Here is a 21,740-nt window from a genome sequence, read left to right as displayed (position 1 = left end):
TCGGGGGTTCTCATCCCCCCTTACGGAGAATATAAAAGAAAAAAGCCCGTACTTTCGTACGAGCTCTTATCTTAAATATGGCGGTGAGGGGGGGATTCGAACCCCCGATACGTTGCCGTATACACACTTTCCAGGCGTGCTCCTTCAGCCACTCGGACACCTCACCATATTGTTTTGCTGCCTGACCGCTTGGGGGGCAACGGGGCGCTACTATAGGGAGTTGCGCTAACACGGTCAAGCAGATTTTCAGCTTTAGTGCCTGTTCGGTTAAGCATTAATCAGCTCCACGGTTTTTACGTCGTGGAGCAGGGGATTAACGCTGTGAATCGAGCACTTCGCTGTTTTTAACCACTTCCTGTGCTTTGCCGTAGCTTTCGATCAACAGCCGGTAAGCCGGGAAGATGTGGGTATACACCTCAGCCCACTCAGCCGCGTCCTCACGGTTCCAGGTTCTCTGGATCTCGGAGGCCACCCCCGCCGTATCCATCGGGACCACGCCGGCCTGCACCACGCGCGCCAGGGTGATCTCCTGCGCCATTTTGCTGTAGGTGCCGGAGGCATCAATCACCGCAAACACCTTATAGCCGTCCGCTACCGCGCTGATTGACGGGAAGGCCATGCAGACGCTGGTGATAGTGCCCGCGATAATCAGCGTCTTGCGCCCGGTCGCTTTCACCGCAGCAACAAACTCCGGGTTATCCCAGGCGTTGATTTCACCTTTACGGGCAACATATTGCGCATGCGGCGCGTTGGCGTGGATCTCCGGGATAAGCGGTCCGTTCGGTCCCTGCGGTACTGACGCGGTGGTGATCACCGGGATCTTCGCCAGAGTCGCGATTTTTGCCAGCGCAGCCGCACGGGCGCGCAGTTCCGGCATTGGCATATCCCCAACGGTCTGGAACAGACCGCTCTGGTGATCGATAAGCAACATCACCGCATCGTTCACATCAATAACCGGACGTGCGCCATTAAAATTCGCAGGTGTAGACATTATCTTCTCCTTTATTAATTTCAGATCTGGCCGAAGCGGCCGGAATTAAAATCACGAATGGCTTCGTTGATTTCGCTTTTACTGTTCATCACAAACGGGCCATAGCCCACGATGGGTTCATTCAGCGGCTCGCCCGCCATCAGCAGCACTTTTGCATCGCTGTTCGCCTCCAGGTGCAGTTTGTCGCCTTCCTGACTCAAAACGACCAGCTGGGCTTCACCCGCCTGCGTTGTACCGTTCACCGTGATGTTGCCTTCAAGCACGACCAGCGCGGTGCTCCAGCCTTCGGGCTGATTGAGCGTCAGATGGCTTCCCTGGTTCAGCGCGATGTCCCAGACGTTAAGCGGTGAGAAGGTGTGCGCCGGGCCGGTTACAGCCTCGTAGCGACCGGCAATAACCCGCAGCGAACCGCTGTTATCCGGTAGCGTCACGACCGGGATCGCATCCTTCGTAATGCTCTGGTAGCCCGGTGCCGCCATCTTGTCTTTGGCCGGCAGGTTGACCCAAAGCTGCATCATTTTTAGTTCTCCGCCTTTCTGCGAGAACGCGCTGGAGTGGAACTCCTCGTGCAAAATGCCTGCACCTGCCGTCATCCACTGCACGTCGCCGGGGCCAATAATGCCGCCTTTGCCCGTGGAGTCGCGATGCTCCACTTCACCGGAATAGACGATGGTGACCGTTTCAAAACCCCGGTGAGGATGTTGGCCTACACCGCGTTTCGCCCCATCTGCCGGAAAGGTGTATGGACCCGCGTAGTCCAGCAGCAGGAACGGACTCAGCGGCTCGCCGTGGGTTTGGTAAGAAAACATCGAACGAACCGGGAAACCATCGCCAACCCAGTGCTGACGCGGAGCGGTATAAACGCCTGTTACGTTTTTCATGACTAACTCCTGATGTTCTGTTGATGTAATTAGCTTATATTCAGATTTAATATCCCGGTAGATAGTGAAAATGGCATTCACTGTTCCGAAAATGGAACGATGAGGATTTATGCAGGATCTCAATGATTTCGTCTGGTTTGTGAAGGTGGTGGACTACGGTGGCTTCGCCGCGGCGGGAAGGGCGCTTGATCTGCCAAAGTCCAGGCTAAGCCGCCGGATAGCGCAGCTGGAAGAACGCCTTGCCGTGCGGCTTATCCACCGAACAACCCGACAGTTTACAGTGACTGAGGTCGGGCAGACCTTCTACCAGCACTGTAAAGCGATGATGGTGGAGGCCGAGGCCGCGGAGGAAGCCGTTGCGGCACTGCAGGCTGAACCGCGCGGTGTTGTCAGAATTACGTGCCCGATAACTCTGTTGCATGTCCACGTGGGTCCGATGCTGGCCAGATTTATGGCGCGCTACCCCGGGATTAATCTTCAGCTTGAGGCGACCAACCGGCGGGTAGACCTGGTGGGAGAGGGGGTTGATATCGCGATCCGCGTACGCCCGCGTCCGTTTGATGACAGCGACCTGGTATTAAGGGTGCTGGCTGACAGGGGGCATTGTCTGGTCGCGGGTCCGGCGTTGATTCAACGCATGGGAGAACCCGTCGTGCCGTCTGAACTCAGTGCCTGGCCCGGGTTAAGCATGAACGAGGGGAAACATATTCATAAATGGGAGCTATCCGGTCCCGGAGGTGCCAAAGCGGAGATCCATTACCACCCTCGATTGATCACCACCGACATGCTGGCGCTACGTGAAGCTGCCATGGCAGGCATCGGCGTGGTGCAGCTGCCGATATTGATGGTGAAGGATCAGCTTGCGTCAGGGGAACTGGTACGGGTGCTGGACGCGTGGGAACCCCGAAGGGAGGTGATTCACGCGGTTTATCCTTCGCGGCGCGGTCTGCTGCCGTCGGTCAGGACGCTGGTGGATTTTCTGACCGAAGAGTATGCGCGGATGGTGGAAGAGTAGTTTTTTGTAGGTCGGGAAAGCTCAGCGCCACCCGACATAAAGAGCGCAGGGAGTCTCAAGGTTCGAATCCCCCCTTTCGGAGAATATAAAAGAAAAAAGCCCGTACTTTCGTACGAGCTCTCATCTCGAATATGGCGGTGAGGGGGGGATTCGAACCCCCGATACGTTGCCGTATACACACTTTCCAGGCGTGCTCCTTCAGCCACTCGGACACCTCACCATATTGTCATCCCGTTGTTGCCGGGACGGGCGCTAATGTAAGGAAAAGCCGAACTGCCGTCAACTCACTTTTTCAGTAATTTAGCGCGTTTAGACAAACTTCAGGCAACATGATTCTTAAATGTGCTGAAAGCGTCTTTTTTATCAGCAACCCAGTCGCGCTATAAATTTGTTATGCTGACCGTCCAGTGAAAAAGCAAAATAAATCAGCGCAATAAAAGGCAGGAATGACTATGGATATACTTTTCTATCACCCCACTTTTGATACAGCATACTGGATCAAGGCGCTTTCGGCGGCGTTACCCGGCGCACGTGTTCGCGAGTGGAAGCGTGGCGATAATGAACATGCTGACTATGCGCTGGTCTGGCATCCTCCGGTAGAAATGCTCCAGGGCCGCAAGCTGAAGGCCGTTTTTGCCCTGGGAGCCGGCGTGGATTCCATTCTCAGCAAACTGAAGGCACATCCTGAAATGCTGCCGGAAGACGTCCCCCTTTTTCGCCTGGAAGATACCGGAATGGGCCAGCAGATGCAGGAGTATGCCGTGAGCCAGGTACTGCACTGGTTCCGCCGCTTCGATGACTATCAGGCCTTTAAACAGCGAGCCCACTGGGAGCCGCTGCCTGAGTACCGTCGCGAAGACTTTACGATCGGCATACTCGGTGCGGGCGTGCTGGGCTCAAAAGTGGCCGAAGCGCTTGCCCCGTGGGGATTCCCGTTGCGCTGTTGGAGCCGCAGCCGTAAGGACTATCCGGGCGTTGAGAGCTTTGCCGGAACGGATGAGCTTCCTGCATTCCTGAAAGGGACTCGCGTGCTTATTAACCTGCTGCCAAACACGGCGGAAACGGTAGGGATCATCAATGAAGCCCTGCTCAATCAGCTCCTCGACCAGAGCTACCTGATGAACCTTGCGCGCGGGGTCCATGTCGTGGAAGGCGATCTGCTGAAGGCGCTGGACAGCGGAAAGCTTAAAGGTGCCATGCTGGATGTCTATAGCCGTGAGCCGCTGCCCGCGGAAAGCCCGCTGTGGGCGCATCCGCGCATCGCGATGACCCCGCACGTGGCTGCCGTGACGCGTCCGGCAGAAGCGGTGGCGTATATATCCCATACCATCAGCGAAATGGAAAAGGGTAACGCGGTCACCGGCCAGGTCGACAGACAGCGCGGCTACTGAGAGAAACCCGGCGTTCGCCGGGTTTTTGCTAATATTCGCCGCTGATAACTGCTATCCTTTGGAAAAACCGCAGAGGAGAGAGAGATGTATCCCGTTGACCTGCATATGCACACCGTCGCCAGCACCCACGCGTATAGCAACCTCCATGATTATATCGCCCAGGCGAAGCTTAAAGGCATCAAGCTGTTCGCGATCACCGATCATGGCCCGGACATGGCGGATGCGCCGCACTACTGGCATTTTGTGAATATGCGGATCTGGCCACGCCTGGTGGACGGCATTGGGATACTGCGCGGCATTGAGGCGAACATCAAAAATACCGACGGTGAGATCGACTGCACCGGCCCGATGCTGACGTCTCTTGACCTTATCCTCGCTGGTTTTCATGAGCCGGTTTTCCCGCCTCAGGATAAAGACACCAACACCGCGGCGATGATTGCCACCATTGCCAGCGGCAATGTGCACATTATCAGCCACCCCGGTAACCCGAGGTATCCGATTGATATTCAGGCTGTCGCGCAGGCGGCAGCGAAGCACCGCGTGGCGCTGGAGATTAACAACTCCTCCTTTGTGCACTCGCGTAAGGGCAGTGAAGCCAACTGCCGCGAAGTGGCTGCCGCCGTGCGTGACGCGGGTGGCATGGTGGCGCTGGGCTCAGATTCTCATACCGCGTTTACGCTGGGCGATTTCAGCGAGTGCCTGAAAGTGCTGAATGATGTTAACTTCCCGGAAGCGCAAATCCTGAACGTGACCCCACGCCGCATGCTTGATTTCCTCGAGTCGCGCGGAATGGAACCGATAGCCGAATTTGCCGATCTTTAATTGTGTAATGGAATCATAAAAATGAACGAGTTTTCCATCCTCTGCCGCGTGCTGGGTACGCTCTATTATCGCCAGCCGCAAGACCCGCTGTTGGTTCCGCTCTTTACGTTAATTCGTGAAGGCAAACTGGCGCAGAACTGGCCGCTGGAACAGGATGATTTACTGGAACGTCTGCAAAAAAGCTGCGACATGCAGCAGATCGCGACGGACTACAATGCGCTGTTCGTTGGCGATGAGTGCCGCGTTTCGCCATACCGTTCAGCCTGGCAGGACGGGGCAACGGAAGCGGAAGTCCGCGCGTTCCTCTCCACGCGCGGTATGCCGCTGAGCGATACGCCAGCCGATCATATCGGTACGCTGCTGCTGGCGGCGTCCTGGATCGAAGACAACGCCGGTGATGATGAGAATGAAGCCATCGAAACCTTGTTCGAAACGTACCTGCTGCCGTGGGTCGGGACATTCCTGGGTAAAGTCGAAGCGCATGCCACCTCGCCATTCTGGAGAACGCTGGCCCCGCTGACCCGCGACGCTATCGCGGCAATGTGGGACGAGCTGGAAGAAGAAAGTGAAGAGTGATTTAGATCACATTAATTCTGCAACTCATTATTCCAACTTGCACGTAATGTGCTGTTGATCTCATTTCTATGGTGCGCATCTGCTAAGATGCGCGCCATGAACATATTACTTTGTATCGCAATAACGACAGGTATTCTCTCCGGACTCTGGGGATGGGTAGCAGTGTCTCTCGGATTGCTCAGCTGGGCCGGGTTCCTCGGCTGCACCGCCTATTTCGCCTGTCCGCAGGGGGGCGTCAAAGGGCTCTTTATCTCTGGCTGCACGCTGATGAGCGGTGTTATCTGGGCTCTGGTGATCATGAAGGGCAGCGCGCTGGCGCCGCATCTGGAGATGCTGGGGTACGTCATGACGGGTGTCGTTGCCTTTTTAATGTGCATCCAGGCTAAGCATCTGCTGCTTTCATTTGTGCCGGGGACCTTTATGGGGGCGTGCGCGACCTTTGCAGGGCAGGGGGACTGGAAGCTGGTGGTTCCCTCCCTGGCGCTGGGGTTGCTGTTTGGCTATGCCATGAAAAACAGCGGTCTTTGGCTGGCGTCGCGACGGGGAAAAGCGCAAAACATCACTGCGGTGAGCGAATAAAAAAAGGCGAGATAATCATCTCGCCTTTTTTATGCGCTTCCTGTCAGGATTCCGGAGGGACTGACATATCGCGGTATTTCACCAGTATCGGGTTCTGCACGTCTGCTTTGTTTTGCAGATCCCACAGCCCGCGGTCAATACCGTCGTTGATTAAGAAGATCACGCCGGTTTCAATGGCTGACATCAGGCACATCATGACCGGCTCGTTAGAGGTGTAGCCAATTTCACCTTCCAGCAAACGCTGGTAATCGATGAAGCGGAATACCCCAGCCTGCACTTCATAAGACAGAATGGTTTTGCTGGTGTTCACCGAAGAGAGCACTTCGCCTGTACTGACGTTAACCACACGCAGGTTCACGGCGATTTGGTCAAGCTGGTACTGGGTATCCGCACCGATACCGAAGTAACGAGCTCCTGCACCACCCGACTTAACGTTACTTTCGTAGCCAATAATCGATCCTTCAATCATCACGTTCGCTGCCGCCAGAGATTGCAGAGGCATGCGGTTATTGTCCGCGACGGTGCCATTTTCCTGAGCGGCACGAATGATTTTGCGTTCATTCAACAGGTTCTGGAGCCCCTGACGTTCCAGCGGAATAAACCAGTGCGAATCCTTGAGCGCGGTAACCAGCATGGCGGTGGCGCTTTGCGGCACAGCCGTGGAGAAGTTACTTGCCGGGTAAGGTTTGAATTGCCCGGTTTCATCCTGAATGTTGTATACGGAGACAAATATTTTCCCCGTTGGAGCAGGTAAATGGGTTAAATCACGATAACTCTGGGCCCGAGGCATTAATGTAGGTTTTGCAGCTTCTTTAGGTGGAGCAGTTAAACAACCGCTCAATAAGCACACTGCAACAAATATCAGGAAGCGCTGCATGATCGTTGTCCTTATTTAGCTATTGTTTAAAAGTCAGTTGAATTACTTTGTAGACCGGAAACCTGAATAGTGGAGATTCTTCCGGTTTTACGATCGGTCACGTTCAACTGAAGCTGTCCGTCAGTATTGGCGATATCAACGATAAAGTCGTTGGTCACCATGCGGCCGGGTTTACCGGTATTAATGTTGGTCAGTAACCCACCTAAAATCTGCGACTGAATAGCTTGAGTGAAGTTGTCCAGCGCGGACGGGGTATCAACGCTAAAATCCTTTAAGCTGGGATCCTTATAGGAGTTTTGCGCCTGGGCTTCGTTCAGCAGGAACGCGCCGTTATTAGGGTTACCGCCAAAGTTAGGGTTACGGAACTGAAACGTCATGTTTCCGGCCCAGCTTATGGGTGTTATCAGCATTATCGAAACAACTGCATATGCAATACGCATGACAGCCTCCGCATATCGGTTCGCTAGAACTCGTCTTTTGCTAAATCGCTGGTGCTTAATAGGGCTTTATCTATTTGCAGGCGATTAATAGCGTCTTCTGATTGTGCCAGTGCTAAGGCTACGTTTTTATCGAAGTCTATTTTGGTCGGGAATAAAAACGTTTGATAAATAACGTACTGATTAGCCGTTATTGTTATCCAACTTCCCCATCGTGCACTGGGCCGCTCGTTGATTGTTATATTTCCGGTGTAGGTACTGTCCCATTTGTCACTGAAGGCGCGGTAAAAACTGTGCCCGACCGATGAGACAGTGTGGTCTGTTAACAATCCGGGAACTTCGACCTCGACGGCCTTCAGATTCCCGGCAGCGAGCAGGAAACTCGCTGCGGCGATCCAACTCAACGTGCGCTTCATGTGATTAACGCCTGAGGTTATCGTTTGCCCACGAAACAGCCTGAGTTCGGTTTTTCACAGCTATCTTCTTGAAAAGATTATAAAGGTGCGTCTTTACCGTATTTTCGCTGATAAATAACGAACGGGCGATTTCAATATTTGAAGCACCAATGCGTAACTTGTTCAGGATCTCTTTCTCTCGGTGCGTGAGCAGCGCGGACTCTGAACTGTTATAGCGATAATTTCCGGAGTGCGTGATGAGATAGCTGGCAAGCTTTTGCGAAAAATAACACTCTCCGCGTAATATACCTTGCAGCCCATCTACCACCCGGTCTTCTTCTTCCGTGACGTAGAACACGCCATTGATATGCGGCCAGCTTTCAATATCTCTGAAAGGATATTCATCAGGCGTATTCAACAATAGCAAGCGGATATTATTGTTTTTCCTGCTTAAAACATCTTGCCAGTAATGGATAAGCTTTTTATCAGCTTCCATCATATCGAAAAGAATGATGCTGCCAGGTGCAATATCATCAAAAGAACGTTGAATATTATGCAATTTCCCGTTCAGTGATAAAGATTGCTTTAAATGTTGTAATAACGCTGTCGCTTGCAAAGAAGGTTTTGTGATCAACAGTAATGTATGACCATGTAAACTATGGACTTCATTATACATGATGAAACCCCACTTTTTTTTGGCACCTGGCAGCTGTCCTCCTGTTTATAAGAGGACACCAGAAGTACTGACAGATGTTGCACTGCTGTGTGTAGAATCAGACCATAACCTCCACAGGGAGGTAAATATAAAACCAATTTCGTACATCTAATTTCAATCTAGCTTTTACGAAGTTTAAAGCAAGTGTTAAACGTGTAACAGAATGTAAAAATCAATATTAATTTGTGAAATCTGCTTGTTGTTAATGGTAATAATTGATGAAAAAGTTGTACACATAAATAGACGTGCACAGATTTTAAAAATCATACAAATATTTTCATGTAATTGATTTTTAATGTTATTTGTTATTTTTGCGTAGCAGTAATTAAGTATGAGTTTCAGATTATTTCTAAGCCCATGAATGAGCTGCTGTCTGGCTTAAGAAAACAGGCGTCGTGTCACGCACTGAGAAAAATGATCTCCAGCCGTTACGTTTAAACAACGCGGGATGACGCCTGGACAGCCTTCATCCCGTTGTACAGCCCGATCGCAAGAGCTGCTTAATAAAAAATATAAGCTGACCTGATTAAAGTGATTTTTGCTGTAAATTACGACTTTGTGGTGAGCCGATAAATAAAAATAAGCCGCGCGGTGAGATATTTAAAATGTTTCAGCGGACATACTCTTCACCGTAACGACGCGTTAACACAATACGAGTCGTTTTAACAAGAAACATTGTTATAGGGTTATGGCGTGATTAAATAGCCAGGTCCAGGGTGACAACATGAAAAACACATCGTTAATTATGATGTTTACATTACTGGGTGCGCCTGGATTTGTAACCGCAGCGAATTCAGATTTGGCAAATGCTGAATATAACTTTGCGGTTAACGAATTAAGTCTTTCATCACTCAATCAGGCAGCCATTATTGGTCAACGGGGCGTTTTCAATAACGCTGAGGTTAGCCAGGACGGTTCACGACTCTTATCCATAGTATCTCAGGATGGGGCGGGTAACAGAGCGAGAGTTGATCAATCAGGGAGTTACAATTTAGCCTGGATCGATCAGAGCGGTAACGGGAATGATGCAGGTATTACGCAAGATGGATACGGTAATAGCGCGAAAATTATCCAGAAAGGGTCGGGTAATAGAGCAAATATTACGCAGTACGGTACGCAGAAAACCGCAGTTGTAGTGCAGAAACAGTCGCAAATGGCGATTAACGTTATTCAACATTAGCGCGTTCGCGACGACTTTAATCAATCCGATGGGGGTTTACCATGAAATTTATCAAAGTGGCAGCACTTGCAGCAATCGTAGTTTCTGGTAGTGCTATGGCGGGTTCTATTAATCAGGGCGGATGGGGTCATGGACATGGTCATGGTGGATATAGTGGCCCAAATTCAACCCTGAATATTTATCAGAACGGTGGCGGTAACTCCGCGGTTGCCCTGCAGACAGACGCCAGAAATTCCGTCCTGAATATTAGCCAGACCGGCGGCTTTAACGGTGCTGACGTTGGTCAGGGCTCTGATGACAGTAAAATCAACCTGACCCAGAAAGGTTTTGGCAACAGTGCGACACTTGATCAGTGGAACAGTAAAAAATCCGTTATGAACGTTAGCCAGTCCGGCGGCTTTAACGGTGCACTCGTAGACCAGACTGCGTCCAACTCGACTGTTAACGTTACCCAGATCGGTTTTGGTAACCACGCGTCAGCTCATCAGTACTGATACTGAAATCTGTGCTACAAAAAAACAGGGCATCAGCCCTGTTTTTTTTCGGGAGTTCATCATGAATACCTTAATTCTCCTTGCCGCGCTTTCCAGCCAGATAACCTTCAAAACGTCACAGCAGGAAAATATGACCACCATTGTTCCTCAGGTCACTCTGGCGCAGTCGTGTGATTGTCAGGTTCAGATTGTTTCTGTGCGAGAAGGGCAGGGGGGACAAAGTTCTTCCCGGCAGCAAAACACACTTTTTATACCCGCTAATCAGACGATTGATTTAATGCGCCTGAGTTTAAATATTAATGCGGGAGACACGGTAAAAATCGTTGTCACCGTTTCAGACGGTAAATCGCTGCATTTATCACAACAGTGGTCGCCAGCGGAACGTTCGCTATGAAAACCCATTAAATCAATAGGTTGTGAATGTGGCGGGTCTGGGCCGTTGAGCTATGCTGATATCAGGGACCAGGTCGTTATGTTCCGTAACGTGAAACTTCGTTTGCAATAATAAATGAAGCGCGTTTACCCCTCATGGACGATTTTCATTGAGGAGTACCTATAATGAACAACTATTTTGCTCGACTCATGGCAGGTCTGGGTCTGGTCGTTTCTGCTTTGAGTATCCCGGCTTATTCGGCCACGGTTGTTGACGGCGGTGTCATTCATTTTCGCGGTGCCATTGTCGCCGACCCCTGTGAAGTCACTCCCCAGAAGCAACAGTTTGCCATGTCATGTCCAGATAATAACCGTATGCAAACGCGTATGGTCAGCTATACAGAGGCGCTTAACGGGAAAGTGAGCGACTCAAACCTGGCAACGCTCAATATGAAATACCTTAATCCTGAAAAAACGCTCGCGGTTGTCGAAATCCAGTATCGCTAGTGCACATTCTCGCGCCCTGCGGTGAAAGAGGATTTTTTCTGATAGTTTTTTCTCCCGGTCTCCTCTGCGATACACTTAAGAAAATGGCGGGTTGCAGAGGGGCTTTATGAAACCGCAAATTGAAATTATTCATGGCGATATTACGACAGTGCACGTCGACGTCATCGTCAATGCGGCCAATCCCTCCCTGATGGGGGGAGGCGGTGTGGACGGGGCTATCCACCGGGCTGCCGGACCGCAGCTGCTTGAAGCCTGTAAAACCGTGCGGCAACAGCAGGGCGAATGTCCTCCCGGTCACGCGGTGATTACGCTGGCGGGCAATCTGCCTGCGAGAGCGGTAATTCACGCGGTAGGGCCGGTCTGGCATGGCGGGGACCAGCACGAAGCGAGCATTCTGGAAGAGGCTTACCGGAACTGTCTGCGACTGGCCGCCGACAACGGTTATAAAACGATGGCGTTTCCGGCCATCAGCACCGGCGTGTATGGTTACCCTAAGGCCGCTGCCGCAACGATCGCCGTAGAAACCGTTTACCGCTATTTGTCGCTAAAACCGCTGCCAGAGAAGGTGATTTTTGTCTGTTTCGACGACGACACCACGCATCTTTATCAGCGGCTTCTGACTCAGCGCAGACAAGAACTGGAGAGCTGATGCAAACGCGGCGCATCTGATGCGCCGCGTGGTTTATGAGGCTTTTGCCTGTGGTTTTCCTGAAAAGAGGAAGCGCAGGAGCGGGATCCGCAGATGGATTTCGTAAAGTACGATTGCCACCCCTACAACAAACACCAGCCCGGTAAAGAAGCCTAGTGTGTTGGAGGCGATGTGCGGTGTGATGTAAGCCCCGAAGAAAAGCGTCAACGGGTGATGCACCAGATAGATAAACAGTGATGCATTAACGAAGTAGGTCACGCGGCTGGACTTAAAGTTCAGCAAGCGGTGGCCCAGCGCGAATACCACGTTCACCATCCACAGCCCCAGCAGCATAGTGATCACGCTTTCCGTTTCATACATCCAGGCGTCGCCGCTGCCGTAGCGCTGATTCAGCAGATAGGCCGCGAACGCGAGGGTGGCCCCCAGCGCGCACCACGGTGACGGGGTGACAAACAGCGATTTAAGCTTCGGATGAATAAAAGCCAGCGCGCCGATTAAAAAGAACGGAATGTAGAACAGGGACTGCATTACTACAAAATTAAATAACCCGTCGCTCAAAATCGGCGGATAGACGATGAGCAGCGTCCGGCGCACGGCGGCATACGCAATCCCCAACAGCAAGAAGAGCACTGACAGTTTGCCCATCGTAATGTTGGCGAAGAAAGTGTCGGCTTTTGTACTCAGACGGTGGCGCAGGCGGCTGAAAATCAACAGGCTCACCGTTGTGAGCACCACCAGCACCAGCAGGAACCACAGGTGAGACACCAGCTCCCAGACCAGCGTATTGTACTTTTCATACAGCGTAAGGTTCGGCCAGTTCTCCGCTTTGCCTTTGACGTATTGCAACATAATGAACTGAGGCAGCGTCAGCAGCGGAATTGCGGTCAGCATGGGGATCCCCACGCGCTCTACACGCACTTTCCACCAGCGCTTGAGCGGGTATCGCAGAAACAGCATGTAAGAAAAATAGCCGGATATGACGAAGAATACCTGCATACGGAAGGCGTGAATAAAGTCATTAAACAGCGTCAGCCACCAGGAGGGCATCTGGCTATTCACATGCCAGGTATGGCTGGAGTAAATCAGTGAAATGTGAAAGGGGATCCCCAATAGCATCAGCCAGGCCCTGATCGAGTCGAGGAAATATTCACGTTCTGTTGGTGTTGTGCTCATATAACGTTGTGCATTCTCAGACTTTTCGTCTTATCCCTAAGACTCATAATGGTTACATTCGAAGCCAACCCTACACCAAGACCGACACCCTGTCTCCAGGATAAGCACGCAAAGTGAATAGCGGGTTCTTTCATTTGCTTATTCCATGAGCCAGCAGCTGAACAAAGCAGTGATAATGTTGTCGGATTGCCTGAGTTTCCATTAAAATGGATCGGATCGATATAAGCACACAAAGGGGGAAGTGCTTACTTATTATGAAACATAAACCACAGATGATGAAAATGCGTTGGTTGGGTGCTGCAGTGGTGTTATCACTGTATACCTCATCGGCACTGGCCTTTAACATCGACGATGTCGCAAAACAGGCAAAATCGATGGCAGGCAAGAGCTACGAAGCGCCGAAAAGTAACTTGCCCTCCGTTTTCCGCGACATGAAGTATGCGGACTATCAGCAGATCCAGTTCAATCACGACAAAGCGTACTGGAGCAATATTAAAACCCCGTTCAAGCTTGAATTTTATCATCAGGGTATGTACTTCGACACGCCTGTTGCCATCAATGAAGTGACGGCAACCGCGGTACGTAAGATCAAGTACAGCCCGGATTACTTCAATTTTGGCAATGTGCAACACGACAAAGATACGGTGAAAGACCTGGGCTTCGCAGGCTTTAAGGTGCTTTACCCGATCAACAGCAAAGATAAAAACGACGAAATCGTCAGCATGCTTGGAGCCAGCTATTTCCGCGTTATCGGCGCGGGGCAGGTGTACGGGCTTTCTGCGCGTGGTCTGGCAATTGATACCGCGCTGCCATCAGGTGAAGAGTTTCCACGTTTCCGTGAGTTCTGGATTGAACGTCCAAAGCCAACGGATAAGCGTCTGACCATTTATGCGCTGCTGGATTCCCCGCGTGCAACCGGTGCCTATCGCTTTGTGATTATGCCGGGTCGTGACACGGTAGTTGACGTGCAGTCCAAGGTTTACCTGCGTGATAAAGTGGGCAAACTGGGCGTTGCGCCACTGACCAGTATGTTCCTGTTTGGGCCGAACCAGCCGTCACCGGCTACCAACTTCCGCCCGGAACTGCATGACTCCAACGGTCTGTCTATTCATGCCGGCAACGGTGAGTGGATCTGGCGTCCGCTGAATAACCCGAAACATCTGGCGGTTAGCAGCTTCGCAATGGAAAACCCGCAAGGTTTTGGCCTGCTGCAGCGTGGTCGTCAGTTCTCCCGCTTTGAAGATTTGGACGATCGCTATGACCAGCGTCCAAGCGCCTGGGTCACGCCAAACGGTGACTGGGGTAAAGGCAAGGTCGAGCTGGTAGAGATTCCAACCAACGACGAAACCAACGATAACATCGTCGCTTACTGGACGCCGGATCAGCTGCCGGAAGCCGGTAAAGAGATGAACTTCAAGTACACCATTACCTTCAGCCGCGACGAAGATAAGCTGCATGCGCCGGATAACGCGTATGTAATGCAGACTCGCCGCTCAACGGGTGATGTGAAGCAGTCTAATCTTATCCGTCAGCCTGACGGTACCGTGGCGTTTGTCGTGGACTTCACAGGCCAGGATATGAAGAAACTGTCGCCGGACACCGCCGTTGCCGCTCAGGCCAGCATCGGTGATAACGGTGAAATCGTTGAGAATACCGTGCGTTACAACCCGGTAACCAAAGGCTGGCGTCTGACCCTGCGCGTGAAAGTGAAAGATCCGAAACAGACCACAGAAATGCGTGCTGCGCTGGTCAGTAACGATCAGCCGCTGAGTGAAACCTGGAGCTATCAGCTACCTGCCAATGAATAATACATCTGAATATATTGATGCCATGCCGCTGACGGATATCGAAAAAGCGGCACTGCCAAAGAGCGACATCCGCGCGGTTCACACCGCGCTGGATGGCGAACATCATACGTTTTCCCGTGATGATGATACGCCGCTCGGGTCAGTCAAGGCGCGTCTGGAGCAGGCCTGGCCGGACTCGCTGGCGGAAGGGCAGTTGATTAAAGACGATGAAGGACGCGATCAGCTTCAGGCAATGCCGAAGGCTACGCGTTCCTCTATGTTCCCCGATCCATGGCGCACCAACCCGGTGGGCCGCTTCTGGGATCGCCTGCGCGGGCGTGATGTGACGCCGCGCTATCTGTCGCGCCTGACGAAAGAAGAGCAGGCGTCCGAACAGAAATGGCGTACCGTCGGGACAATCCGTCGCTATATCCTGCTGCTTCTGACGCTGGCGCAGACCGTCGTCGCGACCTGGTACATGAAAACTATCCTGCCTTACCAGGGCTGGGCGTTTATCAACCCGACGGACATGATGGGCCAGGATCTCTGGGTCTCCTTCATGCAGCTGCTGCCGTATATCCTGCAGAGCGGCATTCTCCTGCTGTTCGCGGTCCTCTTCTGCTGGGTCTCGGCCGGTTTCTGGACCGCGCTGATGGGCTTCCTGCAATTGCTGATGGGGCGTGACAAATATAGCATTTCAGCGTCAACGGTCGGGGATGAACCCCTTAATCCCGAACACCGTACCGCGCTGATTATGCCTATCTGTAACGAAGACGTTGACCGCGTATTTGCTGGCCTGCGTGCGACCTGGGAGTCCGTGAAGGCGACCGGCAACGCGGAGCATTTCGACGTTTACATCCTGAGCGACAGCTACAACCCGGATATCTGCGTTGCGGAACAAAAAGCGTGGATGGAGCTGATTGCAGAAGTGCAGGGCGAAGGCCAGATCTTCTACCGTCGCCGCCGCCGTCGCGTGAAGCGTAAAAGCGGCAACATCGATGACTTCTGCCGTCGCTGGGGTAACCAGTACAGCTACATGGTGGTGCTGGATGCTGACTCCGTCATGAGCGGAGACTGCCTGAGCGGTCTGGTGCGTCTGATGGAAGCCAACCCTAACGCCGGTATCATTCAGTCCTCGCCAAAAGCGTCCGGAATGGACACCCTTTATGCGCGCTGCCAGCAGTTCGCCACCCGTGTTTACGGGCCGCTGTTTACGGCCGGTCTGCACTTCTGGCAGCTGGGTGAATCGCACTACTGGGGCCACAACGCCATTATCCGTGTAAAGCCGTTCATTGAGCACTGTGCGCTGGCGCCGCTGCCGGGTGAGGGTTCGTTTGCCGGTTCTATTCTGTCGCACGACTTCGTAGAAGCGGCGCTGATGCGTCGTGCTGGCTGGGGCGTCTGGATTGCCTACGACCTGCCGGGGTCGTACGAAGAGCTGCCGCCGAACCTGCTGGACGAGCTCAAGCGTGACCGCCGCTGGTGTCACGGTAACCTGATGAACTTCCGCCTGTTCCTGGTAAAAGGGATGCACCCGGTTCACCGAGCGGTATTCCTGACCGGCGTGATGTCCTATCTCTCTGCACCGCTGTGGTTTATGTTCCTGGCGCTGTCGACTGCCTTACAGGTGGTTCATGCCCTGACGGAGCCGCAATACTTCCTGCAACCGCGCCAGCTGTTCCCGGTGTGGCCGCAGTGGCGTCCGGAGCTGGCGATTGCGCTGTTTGCCTCCACCATGGTGCTGCTGTTCCTGCCTAAGCTGCTCAGCATTATCCTGATCTGGTGCAAAGGCTCGAAAGAGTACGGCGGTTTCTTCCGCGTGACCCTTTCTCTGCTGCTGGAAGTGCTGTTCTCCGTCCTGCTGGCGCCGGTACGTATGCTGTTCCACACCGTGTTTGTGGTCAGTGCATTCCTGGGCTGGGAAGTGGTCTGGAACTCGCCGCAGCGTGACGACGACTCCACGCCGTGGGGTGAAGCATTTATGCGCCACGGTTCTCAGCTGCTGCTGGGTCTGGTATGGGCGGCCGGGATGGCGTGGCTGGATCTGCGCTTCCTGTTCTGGCTGGCGCCGATTGTCTTCTCGCTGATCCTGTCGCCGTTTGTGTCCGTGATCTCCAGCCGTTCAACGGTGGGGCTGCGAACCAAACGCTGGAAGTTGTTCCTGATCCCGGAAGAGTATTCCCCGCCGCAGGTGCTGGTGGATACCGATCGTTACCTGGAACAGAACCGCAGTCGCTCGCTGGATGACGGCTTCATGCACGCCGTGTTTAACCCGTCATTCAACGCCCTGGCGACGGCAATGGCGACCGCGCGTCACCGCGCCAGCCAGGTGCTGGAGATTGCCCGCGATCGTCACGTTGAGCAGGCGCTTAACGAGACCCCGGAAAAACTCAACCGCGACCGTCGTCTGGTGCTGTTGAGCGACCCGGTGACAATGGCGCGTCTTCACTACCGCGTGTGGTCCGCTCCGGAGAAATACTCTTCGTGGGTGAACTACTATAAGGACGTGAAGCTGAATCCGCTCGCTCTGCAGGCGAAGTAAGCAGTTAAGTAAGGCGGGTAAGCGAATCGCCACCCGCCAGATAAAATACCGGCTTAATCGCCGGTATTTTTTTAGAGGTTAAAGATGAGAATAATCATCGTCGTTATGGTGGCATGCCTGCTCAGCGGCTGCGGCAGTATCATCAGTCGCACCATTCCAGGGCAAGGTCACGGAAATCAGTATTACCCGGGTGTGAAATGGGATCTTCGTGATTCCGCGTGGCGCTACCTGACCGTGCTCGATCTGCCGTTTTCGCTGATTTTCGACACGCTGTTGCTGCCGATCGATGCCAGCCACGGCCCTTACGAATAGCGTAAATTAACGCTCGTCCCACTCGTCGGCTGCGGTTTGACCTTCTTCCGTATCCAGCGGCGGCTCGAGCTGAAACTCACCCTCATCCCACTCGTGCAGGGTGTTCTCTTCCAGCCATTCCTGCCGAAGTTCGATTTCGTCATAGTCGCCATCAAAGACGGCCTGCGCACCTTCACCACTTAATATCGGTAAACATTCCCCTTCTTCACCTTCATCGGCAAAGAATTCGGCCTGCCACATAATATCCCCATCCTGCAGAACGTATTTTTGGATATTAAGCTGTTGCACGTCAGCATCTTCTTCTTCAACGCCGGGGTTGTCGGCGAGGAACTCTTCACGAGCGGCATCAATAGCTTCTTCCAGCGTGGCGTACATGGTCATTGGTGTCTCCCTGTTTTCCAGAAGGTTTCAGGGAAAGAATAGCTGAATATAAGATTCTGCAAGTATGAATGCGAAAATAAGCTGTCAGGCGTTCGTCTTATTCCGTCACGGGCCGCAGCGCGCGGGATAAACTGAACCATGAATAGATGGCATTGAACAACACGACGCCCGCCGTCACGATAAAGACGGCGCGAAAACCGAAGCTGGCGGAGATCCCGGCCCCGAGCAGCGGTCCTGTGACGTTACCGATGTCGCGAAATGACTGGTTGTAGCTGAAAATACGCCCGGCGATCTGGTTCGTGGAGTTGTAGACCAGCAGGGTCTGTACGGCGGGAAGCAATGCGCCGTCGGCGGCTCCCAGCAAAAAGCGCAGGACGCCCAGCTGCCATGGCGTTTGCACCATCGACATAGGTATAAGCAGCAGGACGGAAATCACCAGCGCGCAGATCAGTATTTTTTCCGGACCCACCCGGTCCCCCAGTTTTCCGAGCCTCGGGGCGCTCAGCAGCGCCGCCATGCCGGGCACGGAGGCAATCAGCCCGCTGATGAACGCAATATTGCTAACGTTACCCGCCAGGTCGCGAACGTACAGCGTCAGAATAGGGGCAATCGACCCGGTAGCCACCTGGATAATCATTGTCGTCACGAACAGGCTCAGCACCAGCCTGGGATTTTTGAGCGAGGTCAGCACCTCTCTGGCGTGGAGCATCTCTTTTTTGGCGACAGGCGTGAAGTTTTCCCGGATACAGAGCAGGGTGACGATAAAGCACAGGAACAACACGCTGGCGGTGATAAAGAAGACCGGGCGCAGGCCGTAGTTATCCGCCAGTAATCCGCCGGCCAGCGGTCCAAGCAGAGCACCGCTCACGCCGCCGGTAGAGAGCGTCCCGAGCGCCCAGCCGCTCTTATGGCGGGGGATTTGCGTGGCTATCAGGGCATTCGCGTTGGGAATAAATCCTCCCAGCAGGCCCAGCAGCGCTCGCAGGATCAGAAACTGCCAGACGTTCTGCGCCACGCCCATCAGCGCCATGATAATAGCCATCCCCAGCGCCGAACGCAGCAGCATGATTTTACGTCCCTTGCGATCGGCAAGGCCGCCCCAGAAGGGCGAGGCCATCGCGGAAAAGAGAAACGTGATGCTGAATACCAAACCGGACCACATATTGAGCGCGCTGTGGCCCGTCACGCCAAGCTGTTCGACGTAGAGCGGCAGGAAGGGCATGACCAGGCTAAAGGCCGCGCCGGTAAGAAAACAGCCAAGCCACGCAACCGCGAGGTTACGCTTCCAGTTTATGGGGGCATCTGAGGGTGACATAACTATCCGCATAATGAGGTGCAGAGCACCTGAAGCATAAAGTGATAAGCCTGCTAATTATGCGCCTGGGTTATGATTGCCGCAATGACGAGGAGCTTTTAAAGCTAAAACGGCATGCGGCCCTGAGGACCGCATGAGGATTAATAGCGGGACGGCGTGCCTTGTGGACGCGTTTTAAAACGGCGGTGCAGCCACATATACTGCTCGGGCGCCAGCATGATGCACTTCTCCACAACGCTGTTCATCCAGCGTGCGGTGGTTTCCGCATCGTCGAGCGGCGGCGCGAGTTCCGGCTCCAGCATCATCAGCTCGTAACCTGAACCATCCGGCTTACGGCGGGGAACAAAAGGCACGATGGCGGCTTTGGACATGCGCGCCAGCATCCAGGTACCGGTCGTTGTGGCGGCCTCTTCAACGGCGAAGAAGGGGACAAATACGCTGGCCTGTGGGCCATAGTCGTGGTCTGGGGCATACCAGACCACTTCACCGGATTTCAGCGCGCGGATCATCCCCTTCAGATCCTTACGGTCGATCATGCTTTTGTTGGAGCGCATGCGGCCGTTGGTCTGGATTAAATCAATGACCGGGTTATCGTTAGGACGATAAACGCCAATGCCAGGCGCCTGCATCCCGAACATGCGCGCCCCGATTTCCAGCGTCAGGAAATGGACGCCGATCAGCAAAACGCCCGTCTGGTTGGCCTGAAGCGTATGCACAGGCTCCATGCCGGTTCCCGTTACCTCGCTCCAGCGGGCCATGCGTTTGTCCGGCCAGAACCACGCCATACCGGTTTCCATGAGCCCCATCCCGACGGATTCGAAATTCTTCGCGACCATATCGTGACGCTCTGGCTCGCTCATCTGGGGAAAACACAGCTCAAGATTGCGGTACGCGATTCTGGCGCGACGCTTCATAAACAGTTGCGCGAAGCGGCCCAGAAATTTACCCAACCGAAAAATAACAGGGTAGGGAAGCTGTACCAGAAGCCATAAAAAGCCGATGCCAAGCCAGGTCAACCAATAGCGGGGATGCAAAAGGGCGGCAGTAAATTTTGGTAACTGGGTCATGTCTTTCCTGTGTTCAAACGTCCTGTTTTGCTAGTGTCTCATTTTTTGAGACATAGCCAAAATATCTGCTTTCGAAGCGTACACGAATACAGCAATTGTTAAGCCTGATTAATCAGGGTGTGTGAAATGTAGCGTAAATTGTGGGGATGTAAATTGGTTTTGTTTGCTATATGATGCCGACCGATTTTTCATTCTCTCTAACGATTCCAGGACTGTACACCATGCCAGTGTTACACAACCGCGTGTCGAATGAGATGTTGAAAGCGCGTATGTTGGCTGAAACCGAACCGCGCACAACCATCTCTTTCTATAAATACTTCACGATCGACGATCCGCAGGCGACCCGCGATGCGCTTTATCAGGCGTTTACGGCCCTGAACGTCTTCGGCCGCGTCTACCTTGCCCGTGAAGGCATCAACGCGCAAATTAGCGTACCGGAAAGCAAAGTCAGCGCTTTCCGCGAGTGTCTTTATCAGTTCGATCCGGCCCTCGAAGGCTTACGCCTGAACATTGCCCTGGACGATGACGGGAAATCCTTCTGGGTGCTGCGCATGAAGGTGCGTGAACGCATCGTGGCGGACGGTATCGACGATCCTGAGTTTAACCCGGCGGATGTCGGTGAATATCTGAAGGCAGCGGAAGTGAATGCGATGCTGGACGATCCGGATGCCGTGTTCATTGATATGCGTAACCACTATGAATACGAAGTGGGGCATTTCGAGAACGCGATGGAAATCCCGGCCGATACCTTCCGCGAGCAACTGCCCAAAGCGGTTGAGATGATGCAGGAACATAAAGATAAAAAGATCGTTATGTACTGCACCGGCGGTATCCGCTGTGAGAAAGCCAGCGCGTGGATGAAGCACAACGGCTTTAATAAGGTCTGGCATATTGAAGGCGGCATTATTGAGTACGCCCGCCGCGCCCGCGAGCAGGGTTTACCGGTACGCTTTATCGGGAAAAACTTTGTCTTTGACGAGCGTATGGGTGAGCGTATTTCTGAAGACGTTATTGCCCAGTGCCACCAGTGCGGCGCACCGTGCGATACCCACACCAACTGCAAAAACGACGGGTGTCATCTGCTGTTCATTCAGTGCCCGGCCTGTGCCGAGAAGTTTAACGGCTGCTGTAGCGAACTGTGCAGCGAAGAGAGCATCCTGCCGGAAGAAGAGCAGCGTCGCCGTCGCGCAGGACGTGAAAACGGCAACAAGATTTTTAATAAATCACGCGGCCGTCTGAATATCAAACTGGGTATCCCTGACCCGGAATGATAATAACGCCC

Annotated in this window: 24 protein-coding genes and 2 tRNA genes; 14 read left to right on the top strand and 12 right to left on the bottom strand. The window is 53.2% G+C overall.

What is annotated here, in order from left to right; translation table 11 throughout:
- Positions 1–78: 78 nt before the first annotated feature.
- From ACZ6J2_RS08550 to ACZ6J2_RS08540, 3 genes are all read right to left on the bottom strand, one after another.
- Positions 79–166, bottom strand: a tRNA-Ser gene (locus ACZ6J2_RS08550).
- Between the two features lie 147 nt (positions 167–313).
- Entirely contained in the window at positions 314–991 is a 678-nt protein-coding gene (locus ACZ6J2_RS08545; RefSeq protein WP_471725418.1) for an isochorismatase family protein, read from the bottom strand.
- Positions 992–1,011: 20 nt separating this feature from the next.
- On the bottom strand, positions 1,012–1,872 hold the full coding sequence (locus ACZ6J2_RS08540; RefSeq protein WP_471725416.1) for a pirin family protein: 861 nt from the start codon (positions 1,870–1,872) through the stop codon (positions 1,012–1,014).
- 109 nt (positions 1,873–1,981) lie between these two features.
- On the opposite strand from ACZ6J2_RS08540, the gene ACZ6J2_RS08535 reads away from it, so the two are divergent.
- The gene (locus tag ACZ6J2_RS08535; protein ID WP_471725415.1) at positions 1,982–2,887 is read left to right on the top strand and encodes a LysR family transcriptional regulator; all 906 of its coding nucleotides are present in this window, start codon (positions 1,982–1,984) and stop codon (positions 2,885–2,887) included.
- Between the two features lie 132 nt (positions 2,888–3,019).
- On the opposite strand, the gene ACZ6J2_RS08530 is transcribed toward ACZ6J2_RS08535, so the two are convergent.
- A tRNA-Ser gene (locus ACZ6J2_RS08530) sits at positions 3,020–3,107 on the bottom strand.
- A gap of 232 nt (positions 3,108–3,339) precedes the next feature.
- Here ACZ6J2_RS08530 and ghrA point away from each other — a divergent pair.
- The 4 genes from ghrA to ACZ6J2_RS08510 all read left to right on the top strand — a co-directional run bounded on the left by ghrA (position 3,340) and on the right by ACZ6J2_RS08510 (position 6,255).
- On the top strand, positions 3,340–4,278 hold the full coding sequence (ghrA, locus tag ACZ6J2_RS08525; RefSeq protein WP_471725413.1) for a glyoxylate/hydroxypyruvate reductase GhrA: 939 nt from the start codon (positions 3,340–3,342) through the stop codon (positions 4,276–4,278).
- 84 nt (positions 4,279–4,362) lie between these two features.
- Positions 4,363–5,100: a phosphatase gene (locus ACZ6J2_RS08520; RefSeq protein WP_033145179.1), complete on the top strand. Its 738-nt coding sequence runs from the start codon at positions 4,363–4,365 to the stop codon at positions 5,098–5,100.
- 21 nt (positions 5,101–5,121) lie between these two features.
- Positions 5,122–5,676 (top strand): TorD/DmsD family molecular chaperone, encoded by a 555-nt coding sequence (locus ACZ6J2_RS08515; RefSeq protein WP_471725410.1) that lies wholly within the window; start codon positions 5,122–5,124, stop codon positions 5,674–5,676.
- A 96-nt stretch (positions 5,677–5,772) separates the two neighbouring features.
- Positions 5,773–6,255 (top strand): DUF1097 domain-containing protein, encoded by a 483-nt coding sequence (locus tag ACZ6J2_RS08510; RefSeq protein WP_075203910.1) that lies wholly within the window; start codon positions 5,773–5,775, stop codon positions 6,253–6,255.
- A 43-nt stretch (positions 6,256–6,298) separates the two neighbouring features.
- On the opposite strand, the gene csgG is transcribed toward ACZ6J2_RS08510, so the two are convergent.
- Genes csgG through csgD form a run of 4 tightly spaced genes read right to left on the bottom strand, consistent with a single transcriptional unit; the run spans position 6,299 to position 8,640 of the window.
- Positions 6,299–7,132: a curli production assembly/transport protein CsgG gene (gene csgG, locus ACZ6J2_RS08505; protein WP_096150550.1), complete on the bottom strand. Its 834-nt coding sequence runs from the start codon at positions 7,130–7,132 to the stop codon at positions 6,299–6,301.
- Positions 7,133–7,158: 26 nt separating this feature from the next.
- A complete protein-coding gene (csgF, locus tag ACZ6J2_RS08500; RefSeq protein WP_008500846.1) occupies positions 7,159–7,572 on the bottom strand; it encodes a curli production assembly/transport protein CsgF in 414 nt (137 codons plus the stop codon).
- Between the two features lie 23 nt (positions 7,573–7,595).
- On the bottom strand, positions 7,596–7,985 hold the full coding sequence (gene csgE / locus ACZ6J2_RS08495; RefSeq protein ID WP_033145182.1) for a curli production assembly/transport protein CsgE: 390 nt from the start codon (positions 7,983–7,985) through the stop codon (positions 7,596–7,598).
- Positions 7,986–7,989: 4 nt separating this feature from the next.
- Positions 7,990–8,640, bottom strand: coding sequence for a biofilm master transcriptional regulator CsgD (csgD, locus tag ACZ6J2_RS08490; RefSeq protein ID WP_471725407.1), 651 nt, complete (start codon positions 8,638–8,640; stop codon positions 7,990–7,992).
- A gap of 763 nt (positions 8,641–9,403) precedes the next feature.
- Here csgD and csgB point away from each other — a divergent pair.
- From csgB to ymdB, 5 genes are all read left to right on the top strand, one after another.
- Positions 9,404–9,859 carry a curli minor subunit CsgB gene (csgB, locus tag ACZ6J2_RS08485; protein WP_033145183.1) on the top strand — a complete coding sequence of 152 codons (456 nt, stop codon included), beginning with the start codon at positions 9,404–9,406 and terminating at the stop codon, positions 9,857–9,859.
- Between the two features lie 41 nt (positions 9,860–9,900).
- The gene (gene csgA / locus ACZ6J2_RS08480) at positions 9,901–10,353 is read left to right on the top strand and encodes a curli major subunit CsgA (RefSeq protein WP_039261729.1); all 453 of its coding nucleotides are present in this window, start codon (positions 9,901–9,903) and stop codon (positions 10,351–10,353) included.
- A gap of 61 nt (positions 10,354–10,414) precedes the next feature.
- The gene (csgC, locus tag ACZ6J2_RS08475) at positions 10,415–10,747 is read left to right on the top strand and encodes a curli assembly chaperone CsgC (protein WP_033145185.1); all 333 of its coding nucleotides are present in this window, start codon (positions 10,415–10,417) and stop codon (positions 10,745–10,747) included.
- 164 nt (positions 10,748–10,911) lie between these two features.
- Complete coding sequence (locus tag ACZ6J2_RS08470; protein ID WP_471725405.1) at positions 10,912–11,232, top strand: type 1 fimbrial protein; 321 nt, start codon at positions 10,912–10,914, stop codon at positions 11,230–11,232.
- A 106-nt stretch (positions 11,233–11,338) separates the two neighbouring features.
- Positions 11,339–11,881, top strand: a complete 543-nt coding sequence (gene ymdB / locus ACZ6J2_RS08465) for an O-acetyl-ADP-ribose deacetylase (protein WP_023311113.1) — start codon at positions 11,339–11,341, stop codon at positions 11,879–11,881.
- Between the two features lie 33 nt (positions 11,882–11,914).
- Here ymdB and mdoC read toward each other — a convergent pair whose 3' ends face one another.
- Positions 11,915–13,054 carry a glucans biosynthesis protein MdoC gene (gene mdoC / locus ACZ6J2_RS08460; protein ID WP_471725403.1) on the bottom strand — a complete coding sequence of 380 codons (1,140 nt, stop codon included), beginning with the start codon at positions 13,052–13,054 and terminating at the stop codon, positions 11,915–11,917.
- Positions 13,055–13,308: 254 nt separating this feature from the next.
- Between mdoC and mdoG the strand changes: the two genes are divergently transcribed.
- The 3 genes from mdoG (at position 13,309) to ACZ6J2_RS08445 (ending at position 17,695) form a co-directional block, all read left to right on the top strand.
- A complete protein-coding gene (mdoG, locus tag ACZ6J2_RS08455) occupies positions 13,309–14,862 on the top strand; it encodes a glucans biosynthesis protein MdoG (RefSeq protein ID WP_021240787.1) in 1,554 nt (517 codons plus the stop codon).
- On the top strand, positions 14,855–17,383 hold the full coding sequence (gene mdoH, locus ACZ6J2_RS08450; protein ID WP_471725401.1) for a glucans biosynthesis glucosyltransferase MdoH: 2,529 nt from the start codon (positions 14,855–14,857) through the stop codon (positions 17,381–17,383). Before mdoG ends, mdoH begins: the two co-directional genes overlap by 8 nt.
- Positions 17,384–17,467: 84 nt before the next feature.
- Positions 17,468–17,695 carry a YceK/YidQ family lipoprotein gene (locus tag ACZ6J2_RS08445; RefSeq protein ID WP_033145189.1) on the top strand — a complete coding sequence of 76 codons (228 nt, stop codon included), beginning with the start codon at positions 17,468–17,470 and terminating at the stop codon, positions 17,693–17,695.
- A gap of 6 nt (positions 17,696–17,701) precedes the next feature.
- On the opposite strand, the gene ACZ6J2_RS08440 is transcribed toward ACZ6J2_RS08445, so the two are convergent.
- From ACZ6J2_RS08440 to ACZ6J2_RS08430, 3 genes are all read right to left on the bottom strand, one after another.
- Positions 17,702–18,076, bottom strand: a complete 375-nt coding sequence (locus ACZ6J2_RS08440) for a MysB family protein (RefSeq protein ID WP_023311118.1) — start codon at positions 18,074–18,076, stop codon at positions 17,702–17,704.
- A 97-nt stretch (positions 18,077–18,173) separates the two neighbouring features.
- Positions 18,174–19,391, bottom strand: a complete 1,218-nt coding sequence (gene mdtG, locus ACZ6J2_RS08435) for a multidrug efflux MFS transporter MdtG (protein ID WP_471725399.1) — start codon at positions 19,389–19,391, stop codon at positions 18,174–18,176.
- A gap of 140 nt (positions 19,392–19,531) precedes the next feature.
- Positions 19,532–20,458: a Kdo(2)-lipid IV(A) acyltransferase gene (locus tag ACZ6J2_RS08430; protein WP_023311120.1), complete on the bottom strand. Its 927-nt coding sequence runs from the start codon at positions 20,456–20,458 to the stop codon at positions 19,532–19,534.
- A 221-nt stretch (positions 20,459–20,679) separates the two neighbouring features.
- Here ACZ6J2_RS08430 and trhO point away from each other — a divergent pair, with 221 nt between their 5' ends.
- Entirely contained in the window at positions 20,680–21,729 is a 1,050-nt protein-coding gene (gene trhO / locus ACZ6J2_RS08425) for an oxygen-dependent tRNA uridine(34) hydroxylase TrhO (protein ID WP_471725397.1), read from the top strand.
- Positions 21,730–21,740 lie beyond the last annotated feature (11 nt).

Source organism: Enterobacter sp. E14S, from assembly GCF_055666685.1.
Note: the sequence above shows the minus strand (reverse complement) of the source record. Positions and strands in the feature narration are given on the sequence as shown.

Bases quoted from the DNA above. Each gene is read 5' to 3' on its own strand.
- ACZ6J2_RS08520 (WP_033145179.1), top strand. From the start codon at position 4,363: ATGTATCCCGTTGACCTGCATATGCACACCGTCGCCAGCACCCACGCG.
- mdoC (WP_471725403.1), bottom strand. From the start codon at position 13,054: ATGAGCACAACACCAACAGAACGTGAATATTTCCTCGACTCGATCAGG.
- ACZ6J2_RS08440 (WP_023311118.1), bottom strand. From the start codon at position 18,076: ATGACCATGTACGCCACGCTGGAAGAAGCTATTGATGCCGCTCGTGAA.
- mdoG (WP_021240787.1), top strand. From the start codon at position 13,309: ATGAAACATAAACCACAGATGATGAAAATGCGTTGGTTGGGTGCTGCA.
- ghrA (WP_471725413.1), top strand. From the start codon at position 3,340: ATGGATATACTTTTCTATCACCCCACTTTTGATACAGCATACTGGATC.
- mdtG (WP_471725399.1), bottom strand. From the start codon at position 19,391: ATGTCACCCTCAGATGCCCCCATAAACTGGAAGCGTAACCTCGCGGTT.
- ACZ6J2_RS08545 (WP_471725418.1), bottom strand. From the start codon at position 991: ATGTCTACACCTGCGAATTTTAATGGCGCACGTCCGGTTATTGATGTG.
- ymdB (WP_023311113.1), top strand. From the start codon at position 11,339: ATGAAACCGCAAATTGAAATTATTCATGGCGATATTACGACAGTGCAC.
- ACZ6J2_RS08535 (WP_471725415.1), top strand. From the start codon at position 1,982: ATGCAGGATCTCAATGATTTCGTCTGGTTTGTGAAGGTGGTGGACTAC.
- csgB (WP_033145183.1), top strand. From the start codon at position 9,404: ATGAAAAACACATCGTTAATTATGATGTTTACATTACTGGGTGCGCCT.
- csgC (WP_033145185.1), top strand. From the start codon at position 10,415: ATGAATACCTTAATTCTCCTTGCCGCGCTTTCCAGCCAGATAACCTTC.
- ACZ6J2_RS08430 (WP_023311120.1), bottom strand. From the start codon at position 20,458: ATGACCCAGTTACCAAAATTTACTGCCGCCCTTTTGCATCCCCGCTAT.
- ACZ6J2_RS08540 (WP_471725416.1), bottom strand. From the start codon at position 1,872: ATGAAAAACGTAACAGGCGTTTATACCGCTCCGCGTCAGCACTGGGTT.
- trhO (WP_471725397.1), top strand. From the start codon at position 20,680: ATGCCAGTGTTACACAACCGCGTGTCGAATGAGATGTTGAAAGCGCGT.
- ACZ6J2_RS08470 (WP_471725405.1), top strand. From the start codon at position 10,912: ATGAACAACTATTTTGCTCGACTCATGGCAGGTCTGGGTCTGGTCGTT.
- csgA (WP_039261729.1), top strand. From the start codon at position 9,901: ATGAAATTTATCAAAGTGGCAGCACTTGCAGCAATCGTAGTTTCTGGT.
- csgD (WP_471725407.1), bottom strand. From the start codon at position 8,640: ATGTATAATGAAGTCCATAGTTTACATGGTCATACATTACTGTTGATC.
- ACZ6J2_RS08510 (WP_075203910.1), top strand. From the start codon at position 5,773: ATGAACATATTACTTTGTATCGCAATAACGACAGGTATTCTCTCCGGA.
- ACZ6J2_RS08515 (WP_471725410.1), top strand. From the start codon at position 5,122: ATGAACGAGTTTTCCATCCTCTGCCGCGTGCTGGGTACGCTCTATTAT.
- csgG (WP_096150550.1), bottom strand. From the start codon at position 7,132: ATGCAGCGCTTCCTGATATTTGTTGCAGTGTGCTTATTGAGCGGTTGT.
- csgF (WP_008500846.1), bottom strand. From the start codon at position 7,572: ATGCGTATTGCATATGCAGTTGTTTCGATAATGCTGATAACACCCATA.
- csgE (WP_033145182.1), bottom strand. From the start codon at position 7,985: ATGAAGCGCACGTTGAGTTGGATCGCCGCAGCGAGTTTCCTGCTCGCT.
- mdoH (WP_471725401.1), top strand. From the start codon at position 14,855: ATGAATAATACATCTGAATATATTGATGCCATGCCGCTGACGGATATC.
- ACZ6J2_RS08445 (WP_033145189.1), top strand. From the start codon at position 17,468: ATGAGAATAATCATCGTCGTTATGGTGGCATGCCTGCTCAGCGGCTGC.